This window comes from Streptomyces cacaoi, from assembly GCF_006539165.1.
GTDB lineage: Bacteria > Actinomycetota > Actinomycetes > Streptomycetales > Streptomycetaceae > Streptomyces > Streptomyces cacaoi.
In genome coordinates, this window is sequence record NZ_BJMM01000011.1 from 136,775 (window position 1) to 158,985 (window position 22,211).

Genomic DNA, 22,211 nt, shown 5'->3' on the forward strand with positions numbered 1-22,211 from the left:
AACCCCCGAGCCCCTCGCACCTGCTACACCCGCTACACCTGCCACGTCCGGTACACCCGCACCGCCGCTCCGGCCCGGCATCCCCAGGGAGCCCCGATGACCGTCGACGCCTCACTCGCCCTGTCCGAACTGACGGCGGACCGCGAGCTGCTCGGCCGGACCAGTACCGCCGAGCGCGTCGCGGGCGTCCTGCGCAGCCGTATCGCCCAGGGCTCCTTCCGGCCCGGGATGCGGCTGCCGGAGGAGCGGATCTGCGGTGCGCTGGGCGTCTCGCGCAACACCCTGCGGGAGTCGTTCCGGCTGCTGACGCACGAGCGGCTGCTCGTCCACCGGCTCAACCGGGGCACCTTCGTCCGGATCCTCACCGCCGAGGACATCCAGGACATCTACCGCGTACGGCGCCTCGTGGAGTGCGCGGCACTGCGCGAGCTGGGCGCCCCGCCGTACCCGGTGGACGGGCTCGACGCGGCCGTGACCGCCGGCGAGAAGGCCGCGGCCGAGGACAACTGGCGCGACTGCGCGACCGCCAACATCCGCTTCCACCGGACCCTGGCCGCGCTGGCCGGCAGCGGCCGCATCGACGAGCTGATGGCCGGCGTCCTGGCCGAGCTGCGGCTGGCCTTCCACGTCATGGACGATCCGCGCCGGTTCCACGAGCCGTATCTGGCGCGCAACCGGCAGATCGTGCGCGCCCTGGAGTCCGGCGACGCCGCCGGGGCCGAGCGACTGCTGGCCTTCTACCTGGAGGATTCGCGACGGCAGTTGGTCGAGGCGTACCCGGAGCAGCCCGAGGACTGACGCCGGGCGGCCGGGCGGTGGACGCTGCCGGGCTGCGCCGAGTCCCGCAGATCCGAACCCCTGGGTGCGATTGCGCCCGATTTGCCCCTCTCACCCGAGGAGTGTGTCGAACTCCTGCCCGCAACGCCCTTGTCGGATCGTTGAACAATCCTCTAGCCTCCCGGGAAATTCTCACAGCTTCATGGGGCAGGATCCGCCGGACGCCACCGCTCCCCGCCCGGGGTGCGGACGCCGGGGGCCGGGCAGTGCTGCGCCGGCACCGAAGTCCCCAGACGCTCCCCGCCCAGGCACAGAAGCGGAGACGACATGATCGTTCTGCTCGGCGTCCTCGTGGTGATCCTCGGATTCGCGATGCGCCGCAACCCCCTCCTCGTGGTCGGTGTCGCCGGGATCGTCACCGGACTGCTGGGAAAGCTCTCCCCCGTCGAGATCCTGCGGACCTTCGGGGAGAGCTTCGCCTCCAGCCGTTCGGTGACGATCTTCGCCATCACGCTGCCCGTCATCGGACTGCTGGAGCGCAACGGCCTCCAGCAGCAGGCCCGCACCCTGATCGGCAAGCTCGGCACGAAGATGACCACCGGCCGCTTCCTGACGCTCTACCTGCTGCTGCGGCAGCTCACGGCGGCCGTGGGGCTCCAGACCATCGGCGGACCCGCGCAGAGCGTGCGGCCGATGGTCGCGCCCATGGCGGAGGCCGCGGCCGAACGCCAGGGCGGCGGGCGGCCCCTGCCGGACAAGCTCCGCGAGAAGGTGCGCTCGTACGCGGCCGGCACCGACAACGTGGGGCTGTTCTTCGGTGAGGACTGCTTCCTCGCCATCGGTTCGATCCTGCTGATCACCGGCCTGGTCAACAGCACCTACCACACCCATCTGGAGCCGCTGCACCTGGCGCTGTGGGCGATACCCAGCGCCGTGTGCGCCTTCCTCGTGCACGGCGGACGGCTGCTGCGGCTGGACCGGAAACTGGAGCGGGAACTGGTCACGGCGAGCGCCGAGATGTCGGTGGCCCGTACGGACGCCCAGGAAGGCGAGGCCACCAAGTGATCAAGGCCGAGTGGTTCTTCTGGCTCGTCGGCGCCGTCTTCCTGCTCAAGGCGGCGCAGATGACCGTCGACCGTACGAACCCCAAGCGCTTCGGTACCGCGGCCTTCTGGGGTCTGCTGGGCGTCTGCTTCTTCTACAGCACATGGGTCAACGAGAAGAAGCTGCCCGCCGAGCCGCTGGGCGTCGCCGTGCTCGTGCTCATCTGCATCGGCGGCTTCAACTTCACCGGAAAGGGCAAGCCCGACACGACCAGCGAGGACGAACGGGTCCGGCTGGCCACGCGGTTCGGCAACAAGCTGTTCATCCCCGCGCTGACCATCCCCGTCGTGGCGATGCTGTGCGCCGTCCTCGCCTCGAAGGTCGAGTTCGGCTCCACACCGGTGCTGGAGGAAGGCAGCGAGACCATCCTCGGGCTCGGGCTGGGCGCCATCGTCGCGCTCGGCGTGGGCATGTGGGTGCTGCGCGAGCGGCGGGTGAGCGTGCCGCTGCACGCGGGGCGCGGCCTGCTGGAGTCGATGGGCTGGGCGCTGCTGCTGCCGCAGCTGCTGGCCGTGCTGGGCGCGATCTTCCAGGCCGCCGGCGTCGGCACCCAGGTACGGAAGATCGTCGAATCGGTGCTGCCGGACGGGCAGAAGCTCGCCGCCGTCGCCCTGTACTGCGCGGGCATGTTCGTCTTCACCCTCGTCATGGGCAACGCGTTCGCCGCGTTCCCGGTGATGACGGCCGCGGTCGGCTGGCCCGTCCTGGTCGAGCAGATGAACGGCAACGCCCCCGCGATCCTCGCCGTCGGCATGCTCGCCGGGTTCTGCGGCACCATGTGCACGCCCATGGCGGCCAACTTCAACCTCGTTCCGGCCGCGCTGCTGGAACTCAAGGACCAGTACGGGCCGATCAAGGCACAGGCACCGACGGCCGTCGCGCTGCTCGGCTGCAACATCGCGATCATCTACTTCTTCGCGTTCTAGCCGGGGTGGCCGCCGGGGCCACCACCCCGCGGCCACCCTGCCTGCCGTCCCGCCCGTCTTTCCGCACCCCTGCTGTCGCCTCTCACGAGGCCCCTGCTGTTGCCTCTCACGAGGCGGAGGTCCCCATGTCCCCGACCCCGCAGACGACCCCTCAGACGACCCCGGACACGGCCCCCGACACGGCTCCGGCCGCCCGGGTGCTGCTCACCGGGTTCGAACCCTTCGACGACGCCGTCAACCCGTCCTGGGAGACGGCCCAGCTGGTCGCCGCCGATCCGCCCGCCGGGCTGGCGGTCACCGCCGTCCGGCTCAGCTGCGTCTTCGGCCGTGCGCTGGAGGAGCTGCGCGCACAGCTCACGTCCGCACCCTGGGACCTCGTCGTCTGCCTGGGCCAGGCCGGTGGACGGCCGGATCTGACCGTGGAACGCGTCGCGATCAACGTCGACGACGCACGTATCCCCGACAACGCCGGGGCGCAGCCCGTCGACGAACCCGTGGTGCCCGACGGGCCCGCCGCCTACTTCAGCTCCCTGCCGATCAAGGCGTGCGTGGCGGAGGCCCGCGCCGCCGGTGTGCCCGCCTCCGTCTCGCAGACGGCCGGCACGTTCGTGTGCAACCACGTCTTCTACGGACTCGCCCATCTGCTGGCCACCGAACTCCCGGGCGTCCGGGGCGGGTTCGTGCACGTGCCCTTCACCCCGGAACAGGCCGCCCGGCGTGCGCCCGCGCCGCCGTCGATGTCGGTGCGGGACATGGCCGCCGGCACCGCCGCCGTCCTCCGCGCCGCCGCCCGCACCTCGACCGACATCCGCGAGACCGGAGGAGCCACCCATTGAGCACGCACGCCCCCGCAGCGCTCTCCCCCGCGCAGGCCGCCGGTTTCGCCGCGCTGGCCGTCGCCAACATCACCCGGGCCTACCCGAACGCGCCCGCGCATCTGATCGCCTCGCCGGACGAACTGGTGCCGCCGCGCACCTACCACCCCGCGTTCTACGGGGCCTACGACTGGCACTCGTCCGTCCATATGCACTGGCTGCTCGTCCGGCTGCTGCGGCGCGGACTGCTGACCGGCCCGGAGCGCGCGGAGGCCGTGCGGGCGCTGGACGCGCATCTGACCGCGCCGCACCTGCGCACCGAGGCCGAGTATCTGCGGGCGCACCCGTCCTTCGAGCGACCGTACGGCTGGGCGTGGCTGCTCGCCCTCGCCGCCGAGTGCACCGCCCTCGCCGGGGACGGCCCCCGGGAGCCGGGCACCCGGCCGGACGGTGGACCCGCCGGGCGGACCCCGGACACGGAACCCGACGGGCAGCCGCGGAACGAGGGGTCCGACGGGCAGCCGCAGGACGCGGAACTCGTCCGGCACGCGCGCGGTTGGGCCCGGGCGCTCGGTCCGGCGGTGGACGCCGTCGCCGAACTGCTCCTCGCCTGGCTGCCGAAGGCGACCTACCCCGTGCGGCACGGCACCCACGCCAACAGCGCCTTCGCGCTCTCCCTCGTGCTGGACACCGCCGAACGCGCCGGCCGGCCCGAGCTGGTGGAGCCGGTCGCGGCGCAGATCCGCGCCTGGTACCTGCCCGACCACGGCGCCGCCGCCCGCTGGGAGCCCTCCGGCCAGGACTTCCTCTCGCCGCTGCTCAGCGAGGCCGACGCGCTGCGACGGGTGCTGCCGGGGCCGGAGTTCGCCACCTGGCTGACGGCGTTCTGGCCCGAACTGACCGCCGTGGCACAGCAGTCGGCGGACACGGGCACCACGGACGGCGGGGGCCTGCTGCCGCCGCCGCGGATCTCGGACGCCGCCGACCCGCAGATCGGCCACCTCTTCGGGCTGTGCCTGAGCCGGGCCGCGGCGCTGCGGTCACTGGCCGCCGCGCTCCCCGCCGGCGATCCGCGCGGCCGCACCCTGGCGGCGGCGGCCGACGCCAATCTGCGGGCCGGGCTGCCCGCCGTCGCATCCGGCGACTTCACCACCGACCACTGGCTGGCCACCTTCGCCACACTGGCCGTGGACGGCGGCACAGCCGCCCCCTGACCCCGCCCGGACCCGCCGCCCGGCCGGCCCGTACGGCGCCGCACCCCCGCGGGACGGTGCTGCCGTACGTGCTGCCGTACCTGCTGCCGTACGACGCCCGTCCCGGTGGCGGGTCCTCACTCCTCGGGTGGGAAGACCTCCTCGCCGGTGCCGGCCAGGGTGATCGTGATGGCCTCCACGGGGCAGTTCTCGGCCGCGGTGAGGACCTGCTCGTCCGGGTCGCGCTCACCGGCCAGGGGGCGGGAGCGGCGGGCGGAGTCCAGCCGGAAGCCGTCCGGCGCCGTGGCCGCGCACATCCCCGAACCGATGCAGACGTCGCGGTCCACCTCGATACGCCAGCGCTCTCCCATCCTCGCCCCTCTCAGCCCTGAGCCGGCAGATGGATCGTCTTGTGCTCCAGGTACTCGGCATACCCCTCCGGGCCGAACTCCCTGCCGATTCCGGAGTTCTTGAAGCCCCCGAACGGGGCCAGCATGTCGAGGCTGAACGTGTTCACCGAGTAGGTGCCGGTGCGCACCCGGCGGGCGACGTCGACACCGCGCTCGGTGTCCGCCGTCCACACGCTGCCGGACAGCCCGTACTCGGAGTCGTTCGCGATCCGCACGGCCTCGGCCACCGGGTCCGCCCCGCCGTCGTCGTAGGGGAGCAGACAGATGACGGGGCCGAAGATCTCCTCGCGGGCGATCCGCATCCCGTTGTCGACGTCACCGAACAGCGTCGGCTCCACGTACCAGCCCGTGGGCTGCCCCTCGGGCCGACCGCCGCCCGCCAGCACCGTCGCGCCTTCCTTGCGGCCGAGCGCGATGTAGTCGAGGGAGCGCTGCCGCTGCCGCTCGGCGACCAGCGGGCCCAGCTCCGTCGCCGGATCCAGCGGGTCCCCGACGGTCAGCCCCTGCGCCGCCGCCGAGAAGCGGTCGGCGTACTCCGGGTAGCGGGAGCGCGGCACGAGGATGCGGGTCTGCGCCACACACGCCTGGCCATTGATCATCCACGCGAACGGGGTGATGCCCGCGACGGCGGTGTCCGGGTCCGCGTCCGGGAGGATCACGGCCGCCGACTTGCCGCCCAACTCCAGGGTGACGCGCGTCAGATGGCGGGAGGCCACCTCCATCACCCGGCGGCCCGCCGCCACCGAACCGGTGAACGACACCTTGTCCACCTCGGGGTGGCCCACCAGGTACTCGCTGACCTCGCGGTCCGCGGGCAGCACCGACAGCACCCCCTCCGGCAGCCCGGCCTCCGCGGCGATCTCCGCGAGCAGATAGCCGTCCAGCGGGGTCTCCGGCGAGACCTTCAGCACCACCGAGCAGCCTGCCAGCAGCGCCGGGGCCAGCTTCGCCGCCGCCGTGAACTGCGGCACGTTCCACGGCACCACCGCCGCGACCACACCGGCCGGCTCGCGCCGCACCAGCACCGGGCCGAGCGCCCCGTCCCTGCGCTCCTCGTAGGGGAAGTCCGCCGCCACCTTGAGCGCGGCGTCCCACACCATCAGCGCGGCCAGCGACTGCACCATGACGCCCGCGGTGTACGGGGTGCCGTTCTGCGCGGAGATCACCTTGGCGAACTCCTCGCTGCGGGCGGCGAACGCGTCCTTGATGCGGGTGACGACCGCGATACGTTCCTCCAGCGGACAGCCCGCCCACTCCCCCGCGTCGAAGGAACGGCGTGCCGCGGCGACCGCGCGGTCCACGTCCTCGCGTGAGGCGTGCGGGACCCGGCCGACCGGGCGTTCGGAGTGCGGCGAGACGACCTCGATCACCGCGTCGCCCGCCGGGTCCGACCAGCGGCCGCCGATGTGCAGCCGGTGGTGTTCGGTGTACGGGATGCCGGCGGGCGGCGCCCCGTCCGCGGGCGCGCCCCCGTTGTTCGGTGCGGCCCCTTCGGGCTGCCCGGCCCCTCGGGGCTGTGCGTCCTGACTGCCGTGCGCGGGGATGCCTGTGCCGTCCGTCATGACCCTGCCTCCGCCGTCGGTACCTCGGTGCGCTCGGTGCGCTCGGTGCGCTCGGTGCGCTCGGTGCGCTGCGAACCCTTCGCGCCCTTCCGGCCGTTCGCGTTCCTCCGCCCTTTCGCGTCGTGCGTCGTGCGTCATACGCCGTGCTTCATACGCCGTGCGTCGCGCATCGTTCGTCGTGCATCGTTCGCCGTGTGTCGTGCACCGTTCGTCGTGCGTCGTGTGCCCCGCGGCCCCGGTGCCCGGAATCCGGTACCCGGGTACCCGGTGCCCGCGTGCCGGGCCCTGGCCGGGGATCCACGACAGGACCCCGTCCGGACCGTCCGGACCATCCGGACCGCCCGGAACCTTCCGGAACTCTTCGAGCTCGCGGGGTACTTGACGGTCCTGCCGAGGCTGCGGAGTCACCGGGCCTGCCGGGAGACCAGTAGCTGACAGCGCATCAGAACTAGTACCAGTTCTAGTTGTGAGGAACAATGCCTGTGCGCGCGGACGCCACCGCCTCCCCGGCCCACCGGCCGGTACACGGAGGCACCACAGCCGGTCCGTGCACCTCGGACCGGGGGGGGAGCCACATGACCAACGCACCGGAAGAGCCCGACGGACACCACGAGCCCGGGGCCGGTGGCAGCGCCCCGGATGCCCCGGACGCCCTGGACGCCCCGGACACCCCGGAACCGGCGAAGGCGCCGGCCGTCACCGACCACGGCGGCGGAGTGTGGAGCATCCCCGTGCCCATCCCGGACAACCCGCTCGGCCACACCCTCGTCCACCTGATCGACACCGACGCCGGGCCCGTCCTCGTCGACACCGGCTGGGACGACCCCGACTCCTGGCAGTCGCTCGTCGACGGGCTGGCCGCCTGCGGCACGGACGTACAGGCGCTGCACGGCGTGCTCATCACCCACCACCACCCCGACCACCACGGGCTCTCCGCCAGGGTCCGGGAGGAGTCCGGCGCCTGGATCGCCATGCACCCCGCCGACACCGACGTCGTCCGCCGCACCCGCAGCACCGGGCCCGAGGACTGGCTGCGCCACCTCACCGGGAAACTGGCCGCGGCCGGCGCCCCCGAGAGCCACACCGCGCCCCTGCACCGGGCCCTCACCGACGGCAGCGTCCGCACCCTCCCCGGCTCCACCGCCGCCGTGCCCGACCTGGACATCGAACCCGGCGCACTGCTGCCCCTGCCCGGGCGCCGGCTGCGCGCCGTCTGGACCCCCGGGCACACCCCCGGCCATGTCTGCCTGCACCTGGAGGAACAACACCCGGAGGCCGGCCGGCGCGGACTCGGCCGGCTGTTCTCCGGCGACCATCTGCTGCCCGGCATCACCCCGCACATCGGGCTGTACGAGATACCCGGCAGCCCCGAGACCGCCGACCCGCTCGGCGACTACCTCGACTCCCTCGACCGGATCGCCCGGCTGCGGCCCGCCCAGGTGCTGCCCGCCCACCAGCACCCGTTCGACGACGCCCCCGCCCGCGCCGCCGAGCTGCGCGCCCACCACGAGCAGCGGCTGCTCGAACTGCTCGCCCTGCTGACCGGGCGCGAGCGCACCCTGTGGGAGCTGACCGAGGCGCTGAGCTGGAACCGGCCCTGGGCCCGTATCCCGTTCGGCTCCCGCAACATCGCCGTGGCCGAGGCGGAGGCCCATCTGCGCCATCTGCTGGTCCGGGGCCGCGCCGAACCGGTCCATGGATCGACCCCCGCCACCTACCGGGCGGCCTGAACGCCACGCACACACCGCCCGGCACCCGGCACCCGGCACCCGGCACCCGGCGGCGCGGTGGTGACCATCCACACACCATATGCACTCGAACTCCCTTGCAGTACCGAAAAGTTCCCTTGGGGCTGTTCACCCCGTACATCCCTTATGCGTGCTACGTCCGATGGCCCCTCGGGGGTCCGGAGACGCTCCGGCTACAGTGGCCGACGGACACACGACGCCCTCGTTCGGGGAAAGCCGGTGCGAATCCGGCGCTGACCCGCAACCGTGAGCGCCCGTGCGCCGTCCGTGCCGCCGCACCCACACCGGGCGCGAACGGTCCGGAACCGGCGCCGGACGCGAGCCGGAGCACCCGGCCGGGGGCCGGCTCTCGTGTCCGGCTCGCGGCCCGTCGTACCGCGCCGGCGAACACCCGCCGTGCCACGCGAGCCGGGCACCGGCACCGTCGAGGTCTACGGAGCCGGGCCGGGTGCACCGTCGTCGCGCGAGCGCGGCGGGGCGGCCGCGCACGGCTGCGGTCCGCACCCGTCACCGAAAGGCACCCGCCATGTCACCGCGCCGCCGCCGCGTCACGGCCCTCGCCGCCGCCACCGTGCTCTGCGCGACAGCCGCCCCCGTGGCATCCGCCGCCACCCCCGACGGCACGGCCCACACGGCCGCCCGCACCACGTCGGCCGCGGCAGCCGCGCAACGCGCCGCCCTGCCCAAGGGCCTCTACGGCGACGGCGACCCCCGGTACGACGGGGTGTGGCGCCAGTCCATGGCCCTCCTCGCGCTGCACGGCGCCGGAGCCGTCCCCGCCAAGAAGGCCGTCGACTGGCTCACCGACCAGCAGTGCGCCGACGGCTCCTTCACCGCCTACCGCGCCGACACCGGCAAACCCTGCGACCCGGCGAAGGCGCCGTCCGACATCAACGCCACCACCCTCGCCGTCCAGGCGCTGTCCGCCGTCGGCGGCCGGAGCGAGACCGTCGGCAAGGCCGTCGACTGGATCGCCTCCGTACAGAACAAGGACGGCGGCTGGGGCTACAGCCCCGGCACCGACTCGGACGCCAACTCCACCTCCCTCGTCATCGGCGCACTGGACGCCGCCGACCGGAACCCGGCAAAGACCACCAAGAACGGCAAGTCGCCCTACGATGCGCTGGCCTCCTTCCAGCTCACCTGCGGAGCCAAGGGCATCGAGGACGCACCCGGCGGCCAGGGCGCCTTCGCCTACCAGCCGGACAAGAAGGGCCGACTGTCCCCCAACAACGACGCCACCGCGGCCGCCTCACTCGCCGCGCTCGGCAAGGGCGTCCTCGTCCGGCCCCTGGACCGCGACGCGAAGAGCATCCCCGTCAGCCCCCTCAAGTGCGCCTCCACGGGCGGCGGCGACAACAGCGACGACAAGACCGGCGACAAGACCGACGACGGCGGAAACGGCAGCGGAGACGGCCGGGACAGCGGCGGCAGGAGCGCCCTGGACGACCCGAAGGACGCCGCAGCAGCCGGCGCCGCCTACCTGGCCCGCACCCTGGAGAAGGACAAGGGCCGCTTCACCGTCGTGACACCCAGCTCCGACGAGGAGAAGCCCGACTACGCCAACACCGCCGACGCCGTCATCGCCCTCGCCGCCGGCGGCCACCGCACCGAGGCCGACGCCTCCCTGAAATGGCTGGCCGACCACCTCGACGACTGGGACAAGGCCAAGAACGACCCCTCGGCCATCAGCGCCCTCATGCTCGCCTCCCGCGCCACCGGCCACGACGCGGCCGAACTCGGCGGCACCGACCTCCTCGAACGCCTCACCGCCAGCGGCCCGGCACCCGCCCACATGCCCGACAGCGACAAGGACTCCTCCGCCAAGGACGACGGCGGCACCTTCCCCGTCTGGGCCTTCATCCTCATCGGCCTCGCCGTCGGCGCGGGCATCGGCATCTTCCTCAGCGGCCAGCGCAAGAGGCAGCAGCTGTGAGGGGGCGAGGAGCCGAGGTGACGGCCCAAGCAGGCGGCTACGCGCCGGGGCGTACCGAGGTGAGGGCACCCGCGGAGGGCCCGGCGGTACCCGTGGTCGGTCCGGCGGCGTCCGTGGACGGTTCCGGGGTTCCCGTGGACGGCCCGACGGTACCCGTGAGCGGTCCGACGTCGCCCGTGGACGATCCAGCGGCACGCGTGGACGGTTCGACGGCCCCCGGGAAAGGCCCAGCGGAACGCGCAGACGGTTCGGCGGCCCCCGGGAACAGCCCGGCGGCCCGCGCAGACGGTCCGACGGCAGAGGTGGTGGGTCCGGCGCCCGTGGACGGTTCGGGGGCGTTCGCGGACGGCCTCGGACTGCGGCCGGACGGGACAGCGGTGCGGGCGGCACGGGCCGCGCGCACGCCCCCGGCGACAGGTGCTGTGCCGCGGGCAGGCGACACGGCGGCGCACGCGGTACGCGCAGCGTGCGCGGTATCCGCGGCCCCGGTAGGAGACGGCGTACGGACGCGGGAAGGGAAGCGGACGCGGGCCGGGGGACCGGCACAGCGCGGAAAGCGGACGCAGGCCGGAGAGCGGGCGCGGGGCAGCGAGCCCGCGCGGGGCGGAAGGCGGGCGCGAGACGAAGAGCGGGCGCGGGCGCGGGTGCGGCGGTCGGTCCGGCTGCCGACTCGGGCCGAGGCCGAGGGGCGCTCCTCGACGGCGGGCGCCCGTACCGGGCCCGTGGCGGAGAGCCGAACGGCAGCCGCGACCGGCAGGCTGCGACTGCGGGCCGGACGGGTTCCGGCAGTACGTGCGGGACTCGGAGTGCTCGGAGTGCTGGGCCTCGCCGTCGTCCTGCTCGGCCCGGCCGGTACGGCGCCCGCCTCGGCAGCGTCCCCGGAGTCGGCCGCGGTCTCGGCCTCGGCGCCGTCCCCGGAGACGCATCACGTACCGGCACCGGCCGCGGCATCCGCTTCGGCTGCGGCACCGAGGCCGCCATCGGCACCGGCACCGGCGTGGGCATCGGATCCCGCTCCGCACCCCGCTCCCGGACCGGCCGCGCACACCCGCGCACAGGGCGCACCGGCCCGGGCGACCGCCGCACGCCAGGCGGCGGCCACGGCAGCCGACGGATACCGGTACTGGTCGTTCTGGCAGCAGAAGAAGAACGGCTCCTGGGCGTACGCCACCGAGGGCCCCGCGACCCAGCGGCCCGAGGACGGCGACACCCTCGGCTTCCGCTTCGCCGTGAGCGAGGACTCCGGCGACGCCCCCGAACCCCGCGGCACGGTCCGCTTCGACGACGCCTGCGCCGACAGGGCCGAGAAGCCCGGCAGCAAACGCGTCGCCCTCCGCATCGACTACGGCACCACCCGCGACGCCCCCGCCGGCACCTCCGGCGCGCCTCCCCAGCCGCGCACCGCCTGCGCCCGGGTCGACACCCGCGCCTCGGCCGCCGAAACCCTCGCCGCCGTCGCCGAACCCCTGCGCTACAACACGGACTCCCTGCTGTGCGCCATCGACGGCTACCCCGCCAAGGGCTGCGGCGAGCGGAGCAGCGGGAAGAGCGACGGCGACGACACCTCCTCCGGCGGGCACGACGACGCAGCCGCCGACGGCAACAGCGGCAAGGACACCGGCGACAAGGACACCGGCGGCATGTCCGGCGGGCTGGGCCTGACGGCAGGCATCGCCGGCGTCGCCGTACTCGGCGCGGCAGCCCTGTGGCAGGCACGCCGCCGGAAGCGCTGACCATGCGCCGCCCCCACTCCCCCGGCCCCTCTCCCCGGCCGACCGGAACACCCCTGCCGGACACGCCGGTTCACCCCACACCATCGACACCCGACCCGGCCGCCACCGACGACCGCCCGGACACCGCCACGCAACACCAGGACGCGCCCCGCCCCGGAAACGGAACCACCGGCCGCCGACGGACCACCGACCGCGAAGACCCCACCGACCACCACGTGGCCACAGCCCCCCGAGGCGCCCCCGGCCGCGCACGGCGGACACACTCTTCGCGACGCGCGACCACCGACCGCCTCCGAGGCGGACGGCCCGCCAACCCTCCCCGCAACGGGCCCCGGCACCGCCCCGGAAACGGAACCCTGAACCGCCTCCGCGACCGGGTGCCCTACGCGACCCGCAGCACGGCCCTGCACCCGGGCGCCTGGTGGCTGTGGGCACTCGGCCTGGCCACCGCCGCCTCCCGCACCACCAACCCGCTGCTGCTCGCCCTGCTGATCGTCGTCGCCGGATACGTCGTCGCGGTCCGCCGCACCGACGCCCCCTGGGCACGCTCCTACGGCGCCTTCCTCAAGCTGGGACTGCTGGTCCTGGCCATCCGGCTGGTGTTCGCCTTCTTCCTCGGCTCCCCCATCCCGGGCAGCCATGTGCTGGCCGACCTCCCCGAAGTACCGCTGCCCGACAGGGCGAAGGGCGTACGCGTCGGAGGCCGCGTCACCGCCGAAGGCATGGTGTTCGCGCTGTACGACGGGCTGAAGCTCGCCACCCTGCTGATCTGCGTCGGCGCCGCCAACGCCCTCGCCAACCCCGCCCGACTCCTCAAATCCCTGCCGGGAGCCCTCTACGAGGCCGGTGTCGCCGTCGTCGTCGCCATGACGTTCGCCCCCAACCTCGTCGCCGATGTCCGCAGACTGCGCGCCGCCCGCCGCCTGCGCGGCCGCCCCGACCGCGGCCTGCGCGGACTCGTCCAGGTCGGACTCCCCGTACTGGAAGGCGCGCTGGAACGCTCCGTCGCCCTCGCCGCCGCCATGGACGCACGCGGCTACGGCCGCACCGCGCAGGTCACCCGCGCCGTACGGCACACCACGACCGCCCTCACCCTCGGCGGCCTCCTGTGCGTCTGCGCCGGCACCTACGGACTGCTCGCCGCACAGGGCGCCGGGTTCGGCCTGCCGGTACTGCTCACCGGGGTGGTCCTCGCCCTCGCCGGGCTCCGGCTGGGCGGACGCCGCACCGCCCGCACCCGCTACCGCCCCGACCGCTGGGGCCCGCGCGCCTGGCTCGTCACCCTCTCCGGGGCCGCCGTCGCCACCGTCATGATCCTCGCCTCCGACGCCTCCCCCACGGCCCTGCACCCGCCCGCCGTCCCGCTCACCGCACCCCGACTGCCGCTGTGGCCGGCCGCCGCCGTCCTGCTGGGCCTGCTCCCCGCCGTCCTCGCCCCCGCACCGGCCACCGGCCCGGCCGCACCCGGAACCGCCCCGAAGAACGAAGGGACCGCCCCCGGCCCGGACGACGAAGAAGCCAGCGCAGGCCCGGAAGACGAAGAACCCGGCCCGCCAGGCCCCGGCTCGGCCCGCACCACCCGCACGGTCCGGCCCCGCCGCCCGGCACCCGACGACCACACCGCGCACCGCGAGCGCCCCGGCCACGACGACCACACCGCACAGGGGAAGCCCGCCACACCCGCCGCACAGCACGGCCAGACCGCTCCGGACGAGCAGGGACCGCACCACCACCAGGAGCCCCGCAAGTGATCACCTTCGAGCACGCCACCGTCTCCTACGAGGACGCCTCCGGCCCCGCCCTGCCGACCGTCGACGCGACGATCCCCGAAGGCGAACTGTGCCTGCTCGTCGGCCCCAGCGGCGCCGGGAAATCAACCCTCCTCGGCACCGTCTCCGGCCTCGTACCGCACTTCACCGGCGGCACCCTGCACGGCCGCGTCACCGTCGCCGGACGCGACACCCGCACCCACAAACCCCGCGACCTCGCCGACGTCGTCGGCACCGTCGGCCAGGACCCGCTCGCCCACTTCGTCACCGACACCGTCGAGGACGAACTCGCCTACGGCATGGAATCGCTCGGCCTCCCACCCGGCACCATGCGGCGACGCGTGGAAGAGACCCTCGACCTCCTCGGCCTCAACGAACTGCGCGACCGGCCCATCGCCACCCTCTCCGGAGGCCAGCAACAGCGCGTCGCCATCGGCTCGGTACTCACCGCACACCCCCGCGTCCTCGTCCTCGACGAACCCACCTCGGCCCTCGACCCACCCGCCGCCGAAGAAGTCCTCGCCGTACTGCAACGCCTCGTCCACGACCTCGGCACCACCGTCCTGATGGCCGAACACCGCCTGGAACGCGTCGTCCAATACGCCGACCAACTCCTGCTCCTCCCCCACCCCCCGACCACCCCCGCACCCACCGACACCCCCCTCCCCACCACCACACACCCGAACACCGCCACCCCGAACACCGCTGCAACCGCCACCCCGGACGCCCCCGGGACCGTTGCCCGCAGCGCCAGCGGGCCGACGGCCGCACACCGGGACACCCCGGGCCCGGACGCTGATCCCCTCCGCGCCGATGGGCCCGGGGGCGGCGGCCCGGACGCCACCCGCCCGCGCGCCGACCTCCTCGACGCCCCTGAGCCGGACGCCGCTCGCCTGGACACCTCGGGCCCGGACGCCACACCCCCTGACACCCACACCGAGGCCCCCACAGGAGCAACACTCGGGGACCCGGCCGAACTCCTCGCCGTCTCCCCCGTGCGGCCCCCGGTCGTCGAACTGGGCCAGCTCGCCGGCTGGCACCCGCTCCCCCTGTCCGTACGCGACGCCCGCCGCAGGTCGGGCCCACTGAGGGAGCGGCTGGCCGGGGTTTCGGGACCGGGGGGTGGGGCCCCCTCCCCCCTCCCCACCCCTCCCTCCTCCTCCGCCTCCTCCCCCCTCGCCCAGGTGTCGCGGCTCACCTTGGTCCGGGGACGGGCGACCGCGCTGTACGAGGTATCGCTGGCTCTGCACCCGGGCGAGGCCGTCGCGCTCATGGGCCGTAACGGTGCGGGCAAGTCGACTCTGCTGAGCAGCCTTGTCGGTATGCACCGGCCCACGTCCGGTCAGGTGTCGATAGGCGAGCTGACGCCGCACCGCGCCCGCCCGGCCGAACTGCTGCGCCACGTCGGCCTGGTGCCGCAGGAGCCGCGCGATCTCCTCTATGCGAACACCGTGGCCGGCGAGTGCGCGTCCGCCGACAGCGACGCCGGTGCCGCTCCCGGAACCTGTCGCGCTCTCGTGGCGCGGCTACTGCCGGATATCCCGGACACCACTCACCCCCGCGATCTCTCCGAGGGCCAACGGCTGGCCCTCGCACTGGCGATCGTGCTCACCGCCCGGCCTCCCCTTCTTCTGCTGGACGAGCCCACCCGCGGCCTCGACTACGCGGCCAAGGCCCGACTGGTCTCCCTGCTGCGGGAGTTGGCGCTGGACGGGCACGCCATTCTCCTCGCCACGCACGACGTCGAACTCGTCGCCGATCTCGCCCACCGCGTGGTGATCCTCGCCCAGGGCGAACTCGTCGCCGACGGGCCCACCGACGAGGTGGTCACGTCCTCTCCCGCGTACGCGCCGCAGGTCTCCAAAGTCCTCGCTCCGCAGCCGTGGTTGACGGTGGGCCAGGTCCGTCGAGCGCTTTCCGGCGCACCCGGCACCAGCGCCTCGGGCCGGCAGGGTGCCGACGCCGCCCGCCCCGGGGAGCACCCGTGAGTACGTCGCACGACTCGCACGAGCAGACCGAGAGGCCCGCCGACTCCCCGCAGCCGACGGCGACGCCTCGGGACGACCGGGCGCGCAGAGGGACTCGGACGCCTCGCACCAGCCGGACGGGGCGGAACGCCCGGGCCGTGCGCGCGGTGCGTCTCGGTCCGAGATCGCTCGTGGCCCTGGTACTGACGAGTCTCAGTGGAATCGCCGCGTTCGGCTGGCCCCTGCTGGCCGACGAGGCGTCGGGGCTCGCACATTCGCAGGACGCCCCGTGGCTGTTCGCCGCTCTCCTTCCTCTGCTGCTCGCGGTGGCGGTGGCGACCGTCGCCGATACGGGTCTCGATGCCAAGGCCGTGGCCATGCTCGGTGTGCTGGCCGCCGCCGGTGCCGCCCTGCGCCCGCTGGGTGCCGGCACGGCGGGCCTGGAGCCGATGTTCTTCCTGATGGTGCTCTCGGGCCGGGTGCTGGGGCCCGGCTTCGGTTTCGTGCTGGGTGCCGTCTCCATGTTCGCGGGTGCCCTCCTCACCGGTGGGGTGGGGCCGTGGTTGCCGTTCCAGATGCTCACGATGGGCTGGGTGTCGATGGGTGCCGGACTGCTGCCGGGGCAGGCCACGCTGCGCGGCCGGCGTGAGCTGTTCCTCCTCGCCGTCTACGGGGCCGTATCGGCGCTGCTGTACGGCCTGGTCATGAACTTGCAGGGCTGGCCCTACATCGCGGGCCTGGGCTCGGGCATCTCGTTCGTTCCGGGTGATCCTGTAGGCGAGAACCTGTCCCGCTTTCTCGCCTACGTGCTCGCCACTTCCCTCGGCTGGGATGTGCCTCGCGCGCTGCTCACGGTCGTCCTGACGCTCACGCTCGGTGGGGTCGTCCTCCGGGCGCTGCGGAGGGCGACTCGACGCGCGGCGTTCGACTCCTCCCCTGCCTTTGCGGCGCCGGGCCCTGTCGAGCGACTCGGCGGAACCCCGAGCACGTCGCCGGGGAACAGCGCACCGCAGGAGCGCTGACGCCCCTCGGCACAGACGCGCAGTGCGGAAGCCGGGACAGCCAGGGAAGTCGACCAAGCCGACCAAGTCGACCGAACCGGACCAGGTCGACCAAGCGACCAGGCCGACCAAACTGACCGAACCGACCGAGCCGGCCGGAAGCGGAGTCAACTGAGCCGATCCGGGGTGGAGTTACGGGCAGCGCAGCCGATCCAGCGCGCCCCACCGATCGCACAGGCACGGACCAGGCACAAGCCGGGCACAGGCACAAGCTGCGCAGAGTGCCGGTCGAGTACCCCGGCGGACAGGCCCGGGGAAGGGCTGGCGGGGCGGAGCTCCCAGCGGTCTAGCCGGGTATGCCGAGGACTTGAGGTATCCCGGGCGTCCCGGGCAGACCGGATGGTCCGGGTATCTCCTCGGGGCGGGGCGCACGTCCCATAGGCGAGGCGGCGGAGACCGCAGCATCGCAGTCGGCGATGAGCGGGAACACGACGAGCAGGTCTCGCCCTGCACTCCCCCGAGTGTGTGTCCCCGGTGTCGCTCTGCGCTTCACCATGCTGCGGGCCTCCGTTCCCCCGTGTCCGCCGATGCTCCCCCCTACGGCACCGACGGGCCGGCGAGAACGCGCGTTCTCGCCGATGGGAGGAGCGTACCCTGGAGAACGGTGGTTCTCAAGGGGCTGGGGAAAGGCCCGTGGACAGGGCCCGGAGACCAGGGCCCGGGGGAGAGCAGAAGAGCATGGACAACGAAGTGACCATCGAGTCCCGGGTGCTCGACGCCGCCGACGCTTTGTTCTACGCCCACGGCATACAGTCCGTGGGGATGGATCGGATCCGGGACGTCTCGGGCGTTCCGTTGAAGCAGATCTACCGGTGTTTCCCGTCGAAGGGCGCGCTCATCGAGGCGTATCTGAGGCGCCGCGACGAGTGGGCGCGTACCGAGCTGGAGAAGCGGGTGGCCGCCCAGGTCGGCTCGACGGAGCGGGTCCTGGCCGTCTTCGACTGGCTGTACGACTGGTTCGACGACCCCGGCTTCCGTGGCTGCGCCTTTCTCAACGCGTACGGGGAGCTGGGCGCGAAGTCGCCGGGGGTGGCGCGTGTGGTGCGTGAGCACAAGGCCGTGGTCCGGGGGTATCTGGGGCGGCTGGCCGACGAGACGGGGGCGTCCGGGGCGGACCGGCTCGCCGACCAGTTGGCGGTGCTGGTCGACGGCGCCATGAGCGCGGCGGCTGTGACGGGCACCCCCGCACCGGCGCGGCAGGCGCGGGCGGCAGCGGAGACGCTGATAGGAGCCGCCGCACCGTGACGGCGGTGGGAACGTCCGGCGTGCCGGGGGCGCGCGCCGCGCCGAGGGTGCACGGGCGTCATCCGCCCGCTTCCCGCAGGCTCGAACACGCGGTCTAGCATGGTCGGCCATGCAGCCAGCACCTCTGACAGCGGTCGGTGAGGCGCACGTCGCGCTTCTGTCACTTCTCGACGGTCTCGACGACGCGCAGGTGAGCGGCGATTCGGCGCTGCCGGGGTGGTCGCGGGGGCATGTCCTCGCCCATCTGACCGACAACGCCCGTATGTTCGCGCGTCTGGCCCGCCATGCCCTGTGTGACGAGCTGGTGGACACCTACGACGGCGGGCAGGCCGAGCGGGACGCGATCATCGAGGCGAACGCGTCCCGGGACGCGGCCACGCACCGGGCCGAACTGGCGCGTGAGTGCGCGGCGTTGGAGTCCGTGTGGAAGGAGGTCGCCGCGCAGGACGCGTGGGGGCGGCGGGTGACCTTCCGCGACGGGGACATCGGCACCACGGTGTATGCGCGCTGGCGCGAGGTGTGGATCCACATGGTGGATCTCGCGCTGGGTGCGGGGCCTGCCGACTGGCCGGCCGAACTGGCCGCGCACGCGGTCGATTTCCTTCTGGTCCGGCTCCCGGCGGACACGGTGCTGCTGGCCGAGGATGTCGACCGCCGCTGGACCACGGGTGAGCCGCGGACGGCGGTGACCGGTGGCGTCCGCGATCTGGCGGCCTGGCTGGCCGGGCGGGTGCCGCCCACGGTGCCGGACGCGCCCCGCGGTCTCCCGCAGCTGGGCCCGTGGCCGCCGCATCCGCCGCGCCGCGACCGGCCCTGACCGGGCGGGTTCGCGGGCGGGTTCATCTGCGGCGACGCCGTCCGGCGCGCCGGGTGCCGGTGCCGCGGGTCAGCCGGAGGGCGAGGAAGACGGCGAGTGCGAGCGCCACCGCGGCGAGTACGGCCTTGGAGTAGACGGAGACGAGGTCGGTGACCTGCTGCCAGCGTGCTCCGAGGCCGTAACCGGCCAGGACGAACAGGCAGTTCCAGATCAGGCTGCCGGCGGTCGTCAGGCCGAGGAAGACGGGCAGCCGCATGCGTTCGACGCCGGCGGGGACGGAGATCATGCTCCGGAAGATCGGCACCATGCGACCGAAGAAGACTGCTTTGGTGCCGTGCTTGGCGAACCATGCCTCGGTCTTTTCGATGTCTTCCGTTTTGACCAGGGGTATGCGCTGCGCGAGCGCGATGGTGCGGTCCCGGCCGAGCAGGGCGCCGACGGCGTAGAGGGCGAGCGCGCCGACGACGGATCCGGCGGTGGTCCACGCCAGGACGGCGATCAGGTCGAGCCGTCCCTGTGACGCGGTGAAGCCGGCCAGCGGCAGGATCACTTCGCTGGGCAGCGGCGGGAAGAGGTTCTCCAGGGCGATGGCGAGCCCGGCGCCGATCGCGCCGAGCGATTCCATGAGCCCGGCGGCCCACCCGGCGACACCGCCCAGTTCGGCGCTCTCGGAGCCGCCGGAGGCGACCGGGAGAGCGGGGGCGGAAGCAGCGCTCGCATTCATGGGTCAACGGTAAAACAACAGTAAAAGCAGGTGCGCACCGAGTGGCGCCCACGCCCCCTGGCCCGCGGCTCTCCGCGTACAGCTGTGGACGTCAGGTGGTCGCGTGGCGTGCGGCTGCGGAGGGTTCGCGGACTCTGCGCACGCAGCTGGTGGAGTTCTCCCGCCGGAGGGATCCACCGCTCGGACCGGGCCCGCGCGTTTCCTGGCTCTGCTGTGATGCCTCCGACGGCAGCTGTGGCGGGGTGCCTTCCGCGACAGCTGTGGTCATGGTGATTTCCGCGGCGGCTGTGAGGTTTTCCGCAGTACCGGCGGCGTGCGGCGACGGCTAGCGTGACCGCGTGCACAGCTGCTTCAGCAGGTCCTCTTTCGTCCCCTCCGTCGGCTGCCGGCGGTCCGCAGGGCACGGCCCTGCGCCCCGGGCCGCGGGCGCCGTCCGCCGTGCCCGGGCGGGCCTCCCCGTCCGCAGGGAGCTGCCGTGCGGGTGATGCTCGCCGACGATTCGACACTGCTGCGCGAGGGGCTCGCCCGGCTGCTGGCGGACGAGGGGCACGAGGTGACGGCCTCGGTGGGGGACGGTGAGGCGCTGGTTGCGGCCGTGCGCGAGGAGCCGCCGGATGTGGCGGTGGTGGATGTGCGGATGCCCCCGACGCACACCGATGAGGGGCTGCACGCGGCGCTGGCGATCCGGGCCGCGCAGCCGGGTACGGGCGTGCTGGTGCTGTCCCAGTACGTCGAACGCCGTTACGCCGCCGAGCTGTTGTCCTCGCCGGAGGGCGGGGTGGGGTATCTGTTGAAGGACCGTGTCGCGCAGGTCGGGGAGTTCCTGGACGCGCTGGAGCGGGTGGCGGGCGGCGGTACGGCGCTCGATCCGGAGGTGGTGCGCCGGCTGCTGACGGAGTCGCTCACGCCTCGGGAGCACGATGTGCTGGCGGCGATGGCGCGGGGGCACACCAATGCGGCGATCGCCGAGCGGCTGCATCTGTCGCTCAGCGCCGTGGAGAAGTACGTCAACGCCGTCTTCACCAAGCTGCATCTGCCGTCGGAGGCGGGCTACAGCCGTCGTGTGCTGGCGGTCCTGCGCTATCTGGACGCCTGAGCGGGCCCGCCTCCGTCCGTTCGCCTGACCGGCCTGTTCCGGGGGTTCACAGCCGCTGGAGGATCGTCGCGGTCGAGAGGGCGCCGCCGGCGCACATGGTGATGAGGGCGAACTCCTTGTCGGCGCGCTCCAGTTCGTGCAGAGCGGTGGTGATGAGCCGGGCCCCGGTGGCGCCGACGGGGTGCCCCAGGGCGATGGCTCCGCCGTTGACGTTGACCTTGGACAGGTCCTGGTCGAAGACCTGCGCCCAGGACAGGACGACGGAGGCGAAGGCTTCGTTGATCTCGACGAGGTCGATGTCCTTCAGCGTCATGCCGGCCTTGCCGAGCACGGTGCGGGTGGCGTCGACGGGCCCGTCGAGGTGGAAGTGCGGGTCGCAGCCGACGAGGGCCTGGGCGACGATGCGGGCGCGGGGCCGGAGTTTGAGAGCCCGGGCCATGCGCTTGGACGCCCACAGCACGGCGGAGGCGCCGTCCGAGATGGAGGAGGAGGTGCCCGCGGTGTGCAGGGCGGCAGGCAGGACGGGTTTGAGCGCGGCGAGGGCCTCCATGGAGGTGTCGCGGACGCACTCGTCCCGTTCGACGTGCCGCCACATGCCCTGTCCTGCGGCCTGTTCGTCCTCGGTGGTGGGGACCTGGACGGCGAAGATCTCCCGCTTGAAGCGTTCTTCGGCCCAGGCGGCCGCGGCGCGCTCCTGGGAGAGCAGTCCGAGTGCGTCGACGCGTTCGCGGGTGAGTCCGCGGTGGCGGGCGATGCGCTCGGCGGCTTCGAACTGGTTGGGCAGGTCGACGTGGGACTCGTCGGGGAAGGGCTTGCCCGGCCCGTGCTTGGAGCCGCTGCCCAGCGGGATGCGGGACATGGCTTCGACGCCGCAGCCGATGCCGATGTCGATGACGCCGCCGCTGATCATGTTGGCGACCATGTGGTTGGCCTGCTGCGACGAGCCGCACTGGCAGTCGACCGTGGTGGCGGCGGTCTCGTAGGGAAGCCCCATGGTGAGCCAGGCGGTGCGGGCGGGGTTCATCGACTGTTCGCCGGCGTGTGTGACGGTGCCGCCGACGATCTGTTCGACGCAGTCGGCGTTGAGGCCGGTGCGGCCGAGGAGTTCGCGGTATGCCTCTCCGAGCAGGTAGGCGGGGTGGAGGTTCGCGAGCGCGCCCTGGCGCTTGCCGATGGGGGTGCGTACTGCTTCGACGATGACGGGTTCGGCGGCCATGAGTCGTCCTCTCCGGCCCCAGCAGCGCGGGGCGAGTCCAACTAGTACGCGTTCTAGTTATGCCACCAGTCTCCGGAAGCCCGCACGGGCATGGCAAGGGGCGTGCATGAGC

Annotated in this window: 18 protein-coding genes; 14 read left to right on the top strand and 4 right to left on the bottom strand. The window is 73.4% G+C overall.

Annotated elements, in window-relative coordinates; genetic code table 11:
- Nucleotides 1-96: 96 nt before the first annotated feature.
- The 5 genes from SCA03_RS13605 (at nucleotide 97) to SCA03_RS13625 (ending at nucleotide 4,836) form a co-directional block, all read left to right on the top strand.
- Nucleotides 97-798 carry a GntR family transcriptional regulator gene (locus tag SCA03_RS13605; protein WP_086815590.1) on the top strand — a complete coding sequence of 234 codons (702 nt, stop codon included), beginning with the start codon at nucleotides 97-99 and terminating at the stop codon, nucleotides 796-798.
- 306 nt (nucleotides 799-1,104) lie between these two features.
- Complete coding sequence (locus tag SCA03_RS13610) at nucleotides 1,105-1,842, top strand: DUF969 domain-containing protein (RefSeq protein WP_030882486.1); 738 nt, start codon at nucleotides 1,105-1,107, stop codon at nucleotides 1,840-1,842.
- Nucleotides 1,839-2,807 carry a DUF979 domain-containing protein gene (locus tag SCA03_RS13615; protein WP_030882489.1) on the top strand — a complete coding sequence of 323 codons (969 nt, stop codon included), beginning with the start codon at nucleotides 1,839-1,841 and terminating at the stop codon, nucleotides 2,805-2,807. Before SCA03_RS13610 ends, SCA03_RS13615 begins: the two co-directional genes overlap by 4 nt.
- Before the next feature lie 125 nt (nucleotides 2,808-2,932).
- Nucleotides 2,933-3,643 (top strand): pyroglutamyl-peptidase I, encoded by a 711-nt coding sequence (pcp, locus tag SCA03_RS13620; protein WP_078873289.1) that lies wholly within the window; start codon nucleotides 2,933-2,935, stop codon nucleotides 3,641-3,643.
- Nucleotides 3,640-4,836: a DUF2891 family protein gene (locus SCA03_RS13625; protein WP_086815589.1), complete on the top strand. Its 1,197-nt coding sequence runs from the start codon at nucleotides 3,640-3,642 to the stop codon at nucleotides 4,834-4,836. The genes pcp and SCA03_RS13625 overlap by 4 nt, the downstream gene beginning before the upstream one ends.
- Nucleotides 4,837-4,952: 116 nt before the next feature.
- Here the strand turns inward: SCA03_RS13625 and SCA03_RS13630 are convergent, their stop codons facing one another.
- Together SCA03_RS13630 and SCA03_RS13635 are read right to left on the bottom strand one after the other, a co-directional pair.
- Nucleotides 4,953-5,186, bottom strand: coding sequence for a ferredoxin (locus SCA03_RS13630; RefSeq protein ID WP_030882500.1), 234 nt, complete (start codon nucleotides 5,184-5,186; stop codon nucleotides 4,953-4,955).
- A gap of 11 nt (nucleotides 5,187-5,197) precedes the next feature.
- Nucleotides 5,198-6,787 (bottom strand): aldehyde dehydrogenase, encoded by a 1,590-nt coding sequence (locus SCA03_RS13635; protein ID WP_086815588.1) that lies wholly within the window; start codon nucleotides 6,785-6,787, stop codon nucleotides 5,198-5,200.
- A 575-nt stretch (nucleotides 6,788-7,362) separates the two neighbouring features.
- On the opposite strand from SCA03_RS13635, the gene SCA03_RS13645 reads away from it, so the two are divergent.
- The 8 genes from SCA03_RS13645 (at nucleotide 7,363) to SCA03_RS13680 (ending at nucleotide 19,063) form a co-directional block, all read left to right on the top strand.
- Nucleotides 7,363-8,517, top strand: coding sequence for a Strvi_7410 family MBL fold metallo-hydrolase (locus SCA03_RS13645; RefSeq protein ID WP_086815591.1), 1,155 nt, complete (start codon nucleotides 7,363-7,365; stop codon nucleotides 8,515-8,517).
- 544 nt (nucleotides 8,518-9,061) lie between these two features.
- Nucleotides 9,062-10,471 (top strand): SCO2321 family membrane protein, encoded by a 1,410-nt coding sequence (locus SCA03_RS13650; RefSeq protein WP_086815587.1) that lies wholly within the window; start codon nucleotides 9,062-9,064, stop codon nucleotides 10,469-10,471.
- 806 nt (nucleotides 10,472-11,277) lie between these two features.
- The gene (locus tag SCA03_RS13655; protein WP_141275394.1) at nucleotides 11,278-12,204 is read left to right on the top strand and encodes an SCO2322 family protein; all 927 of its coding nucleotides are present in this window, start codon (nucleotides 11,278-11,280) and stop codon (nucleotides 12,202-12,204) included.
- 356 nt (nucleotides 12,205-12,560) lie between these two features.
- The gene (locus tag SCA03_RS13660; protein ID WP_230988655.1) at nucleotides 12,561-13,955 is read left to right on the top strand and encodes an energy-coupling factor transporter transmembrane component T; all 1,395 of its coding nucleotides are present in this window, start codon (nucleotides 12,561-12,563) and stop codon (nucleotides 13,953-13,955) included.
- The gene (locus tag SCA03_RS13665) at nucleotides 13,952-15,961 is read left to right on the top strand and encodes an ABC transporter ATP-binding protein (RefSeq protein ID WP_141275395.1); all 2,010 of its coding nucleotides are present in this window, start codon (nucleotides 13,952-13,954) and stop codon (nucleotides 15,959-15,961) included. Before SCA03_RS13660 ends, SCA03_RS13665 begins: the two co-directional genes overlap by 4 nt.
- Before the next feature lie 170 nt (nucleotides 15,962-16,131).
- Nucleotides 16,132-16,962, top strand: a complete 831-nt coding sequence (locus SCA03_RS13670) for an ECF transporter S component (protein ID WP_371863932.1) — start codon at nucleotides 16,132-16,134, stop codon at nucleotides 16,960-16,962.
- A 717-nt stretch (nucleotides 16,963-17,679) separates the two neighbouring features.
- Nucleotides 17,680-18,246, top strand: a complete 567-nt coding sequence (locus tag SCA03_RS13675; protein WP_030882520.1) for a TetR/AcrR family transcriptional regulator — start codon at nucleotides 17,680-17,682, stop codon at nucleotides 18,244-18,246.
- Between the two features lie 109 nt (nucleotides 18,247-18,355).
- On the top strand, nucleotides 18,356-19,063 hold the full coding sequence (locus SCA03_RS13680; RefSeq protein ID WP_086817954.1) for a maleylpyruvate isomerase family mycothiol-dependent enzyme: 708 nt from the start codon (nucleotides 18,356-18,358) through the stop codon (nucleotides 19,061-19,063).
- 22 nt (nucleotides 19,064-19,085) lie between these two features.
- Here SCA03_RS13680 and SCA03_RS13685 read toward each other — a convergent pair whose 3' ends face one another.
- Entirely contained in the window at nucleotides 19,086-19,787 is a 702-nt protein-coding gene (locus SCA03_RS13685) for a DedA family protein (protein ID WP_078873295.1), read from the bottom strand.
- A gap of 484 nt (nucleotides 19,788-20,271) precedes the next feature.
- Between SCA03_RS13685 and SCA03_RS13690 the strand changes: the two genes are divergently transcribed.
- Nucleotides 20,272-20,883 carry a response regulator transcription factor gene (locus tag SCA03_RS13690; RefSeq protein WP_030892893.1) on the top strand — a complete coding sequence of 204 codons (612 nt, stop codon included), beginning with the start codon at nucleotides 20,272-20,274 and terminating at the stop codon, nucleotides 20,881-20,883.
- A gap of 46 nt (nucleotides 20,884-20,929) precedes the next feature.
- On the opposite strand, the gene SCA03_RS13695 is transcribed toward SCA03_RS13690, so the two are convergent.
- On the bottom strand, nucleotides 20,930-22,099 hold the full coding sequence (locus SCA03_RS13695; protein WP_030882529.1) for a steroid 3-ketoacyl-CoA thiolase: 1,170 nt from the start codon (nucleotides 22,097-22,099) through the stop codon (nucleotides 20,930-20,932).
- Nucleotides 22,100-22,211 lie beyond the last annotated feature (112 nt).

Coding starts and splice junctions, on each gene's coding strand:
- SCA03_RS13605 (WP_086815590.1), top strand. CDS start 97: ATGACCGTCGACGCCTCACTCGCCCTGTCCGAACTGACGGCGGACCGC.
- SCA03_RS13695 (WP_030882529.1), bottom strand. CDS start 22,099: ATGGCCGCCGAACCCGTCATCGTCGAAGCAGTACGCACCCCCATCGGC.
- SCA03_RS13685 (WP_078873295.1), bottom strand. CDS start 19,787: ATGAATGCGAGCGCTGCTTCCGCCCCCGCTCTCCCGGTCGCCTCCGGC.
- SCA03_RS13645 (WP_086815591.1), top strand. CDS start 7,363: ATGACCAACGCACCGGAAGAGCCCGACGGACACCACGAGCCCGGGGCC.
- SCA03_RS13610 (WP_030882486.1), top strand. CDS start 1,105: ATGATCGTTCTGCTCGGCGTCCTCGTGGTGATCCTCGGATTCGCGATG.
- SCA03_RS13650 (WP_086815587.1), top strand. CDS start 9,062: ATGTCACCGCGCCGCCGCCGCGTCACGGCCCTCGCCGCCGCCACCGTG.
- pcp (WP_078873289.1), top strand. CDS start 2,933: ATGTCCCCGACCCCGCAGACGACCCCTCAGACGACCCCGGACACGGCC.
- SCA03_RS13630 (WP_030882500.1), bottom strand. CDS start 5,186: ATGGGAGAGCGCTGGCGTATCGAGGTGGACCGCGACGTCTGCATCGGT.
- SCA03_RS13680 (WP_086817954.1), top strand. CDS start 18,356: ATGCAGCCAGCACCTCTGACAGCGGTCGGTGAGGCGCACGTCGCGCTT.
- SCA03_RS13675 (WP_030882520.1), top strand. CDS start 17,680: ATGGACAACGAAGTGACCATCGAGTCCCGGGTGCTCGACGCCGCCGAC.
- SCA03_RS13690 (WP_030892893.1), top strand. CDS start 20,272: ATGCTCGCCGACGATTCGACACTGCTGCGCGAGGGGCTCGCCCGGCTG.
- SCA03_RS13635 (WP_086815588.1), bottom strand. CDS start 6,787: ATGACGGACGGCACAGGCATCCCCGCGCACGGCAGTCAGGACGCACAG.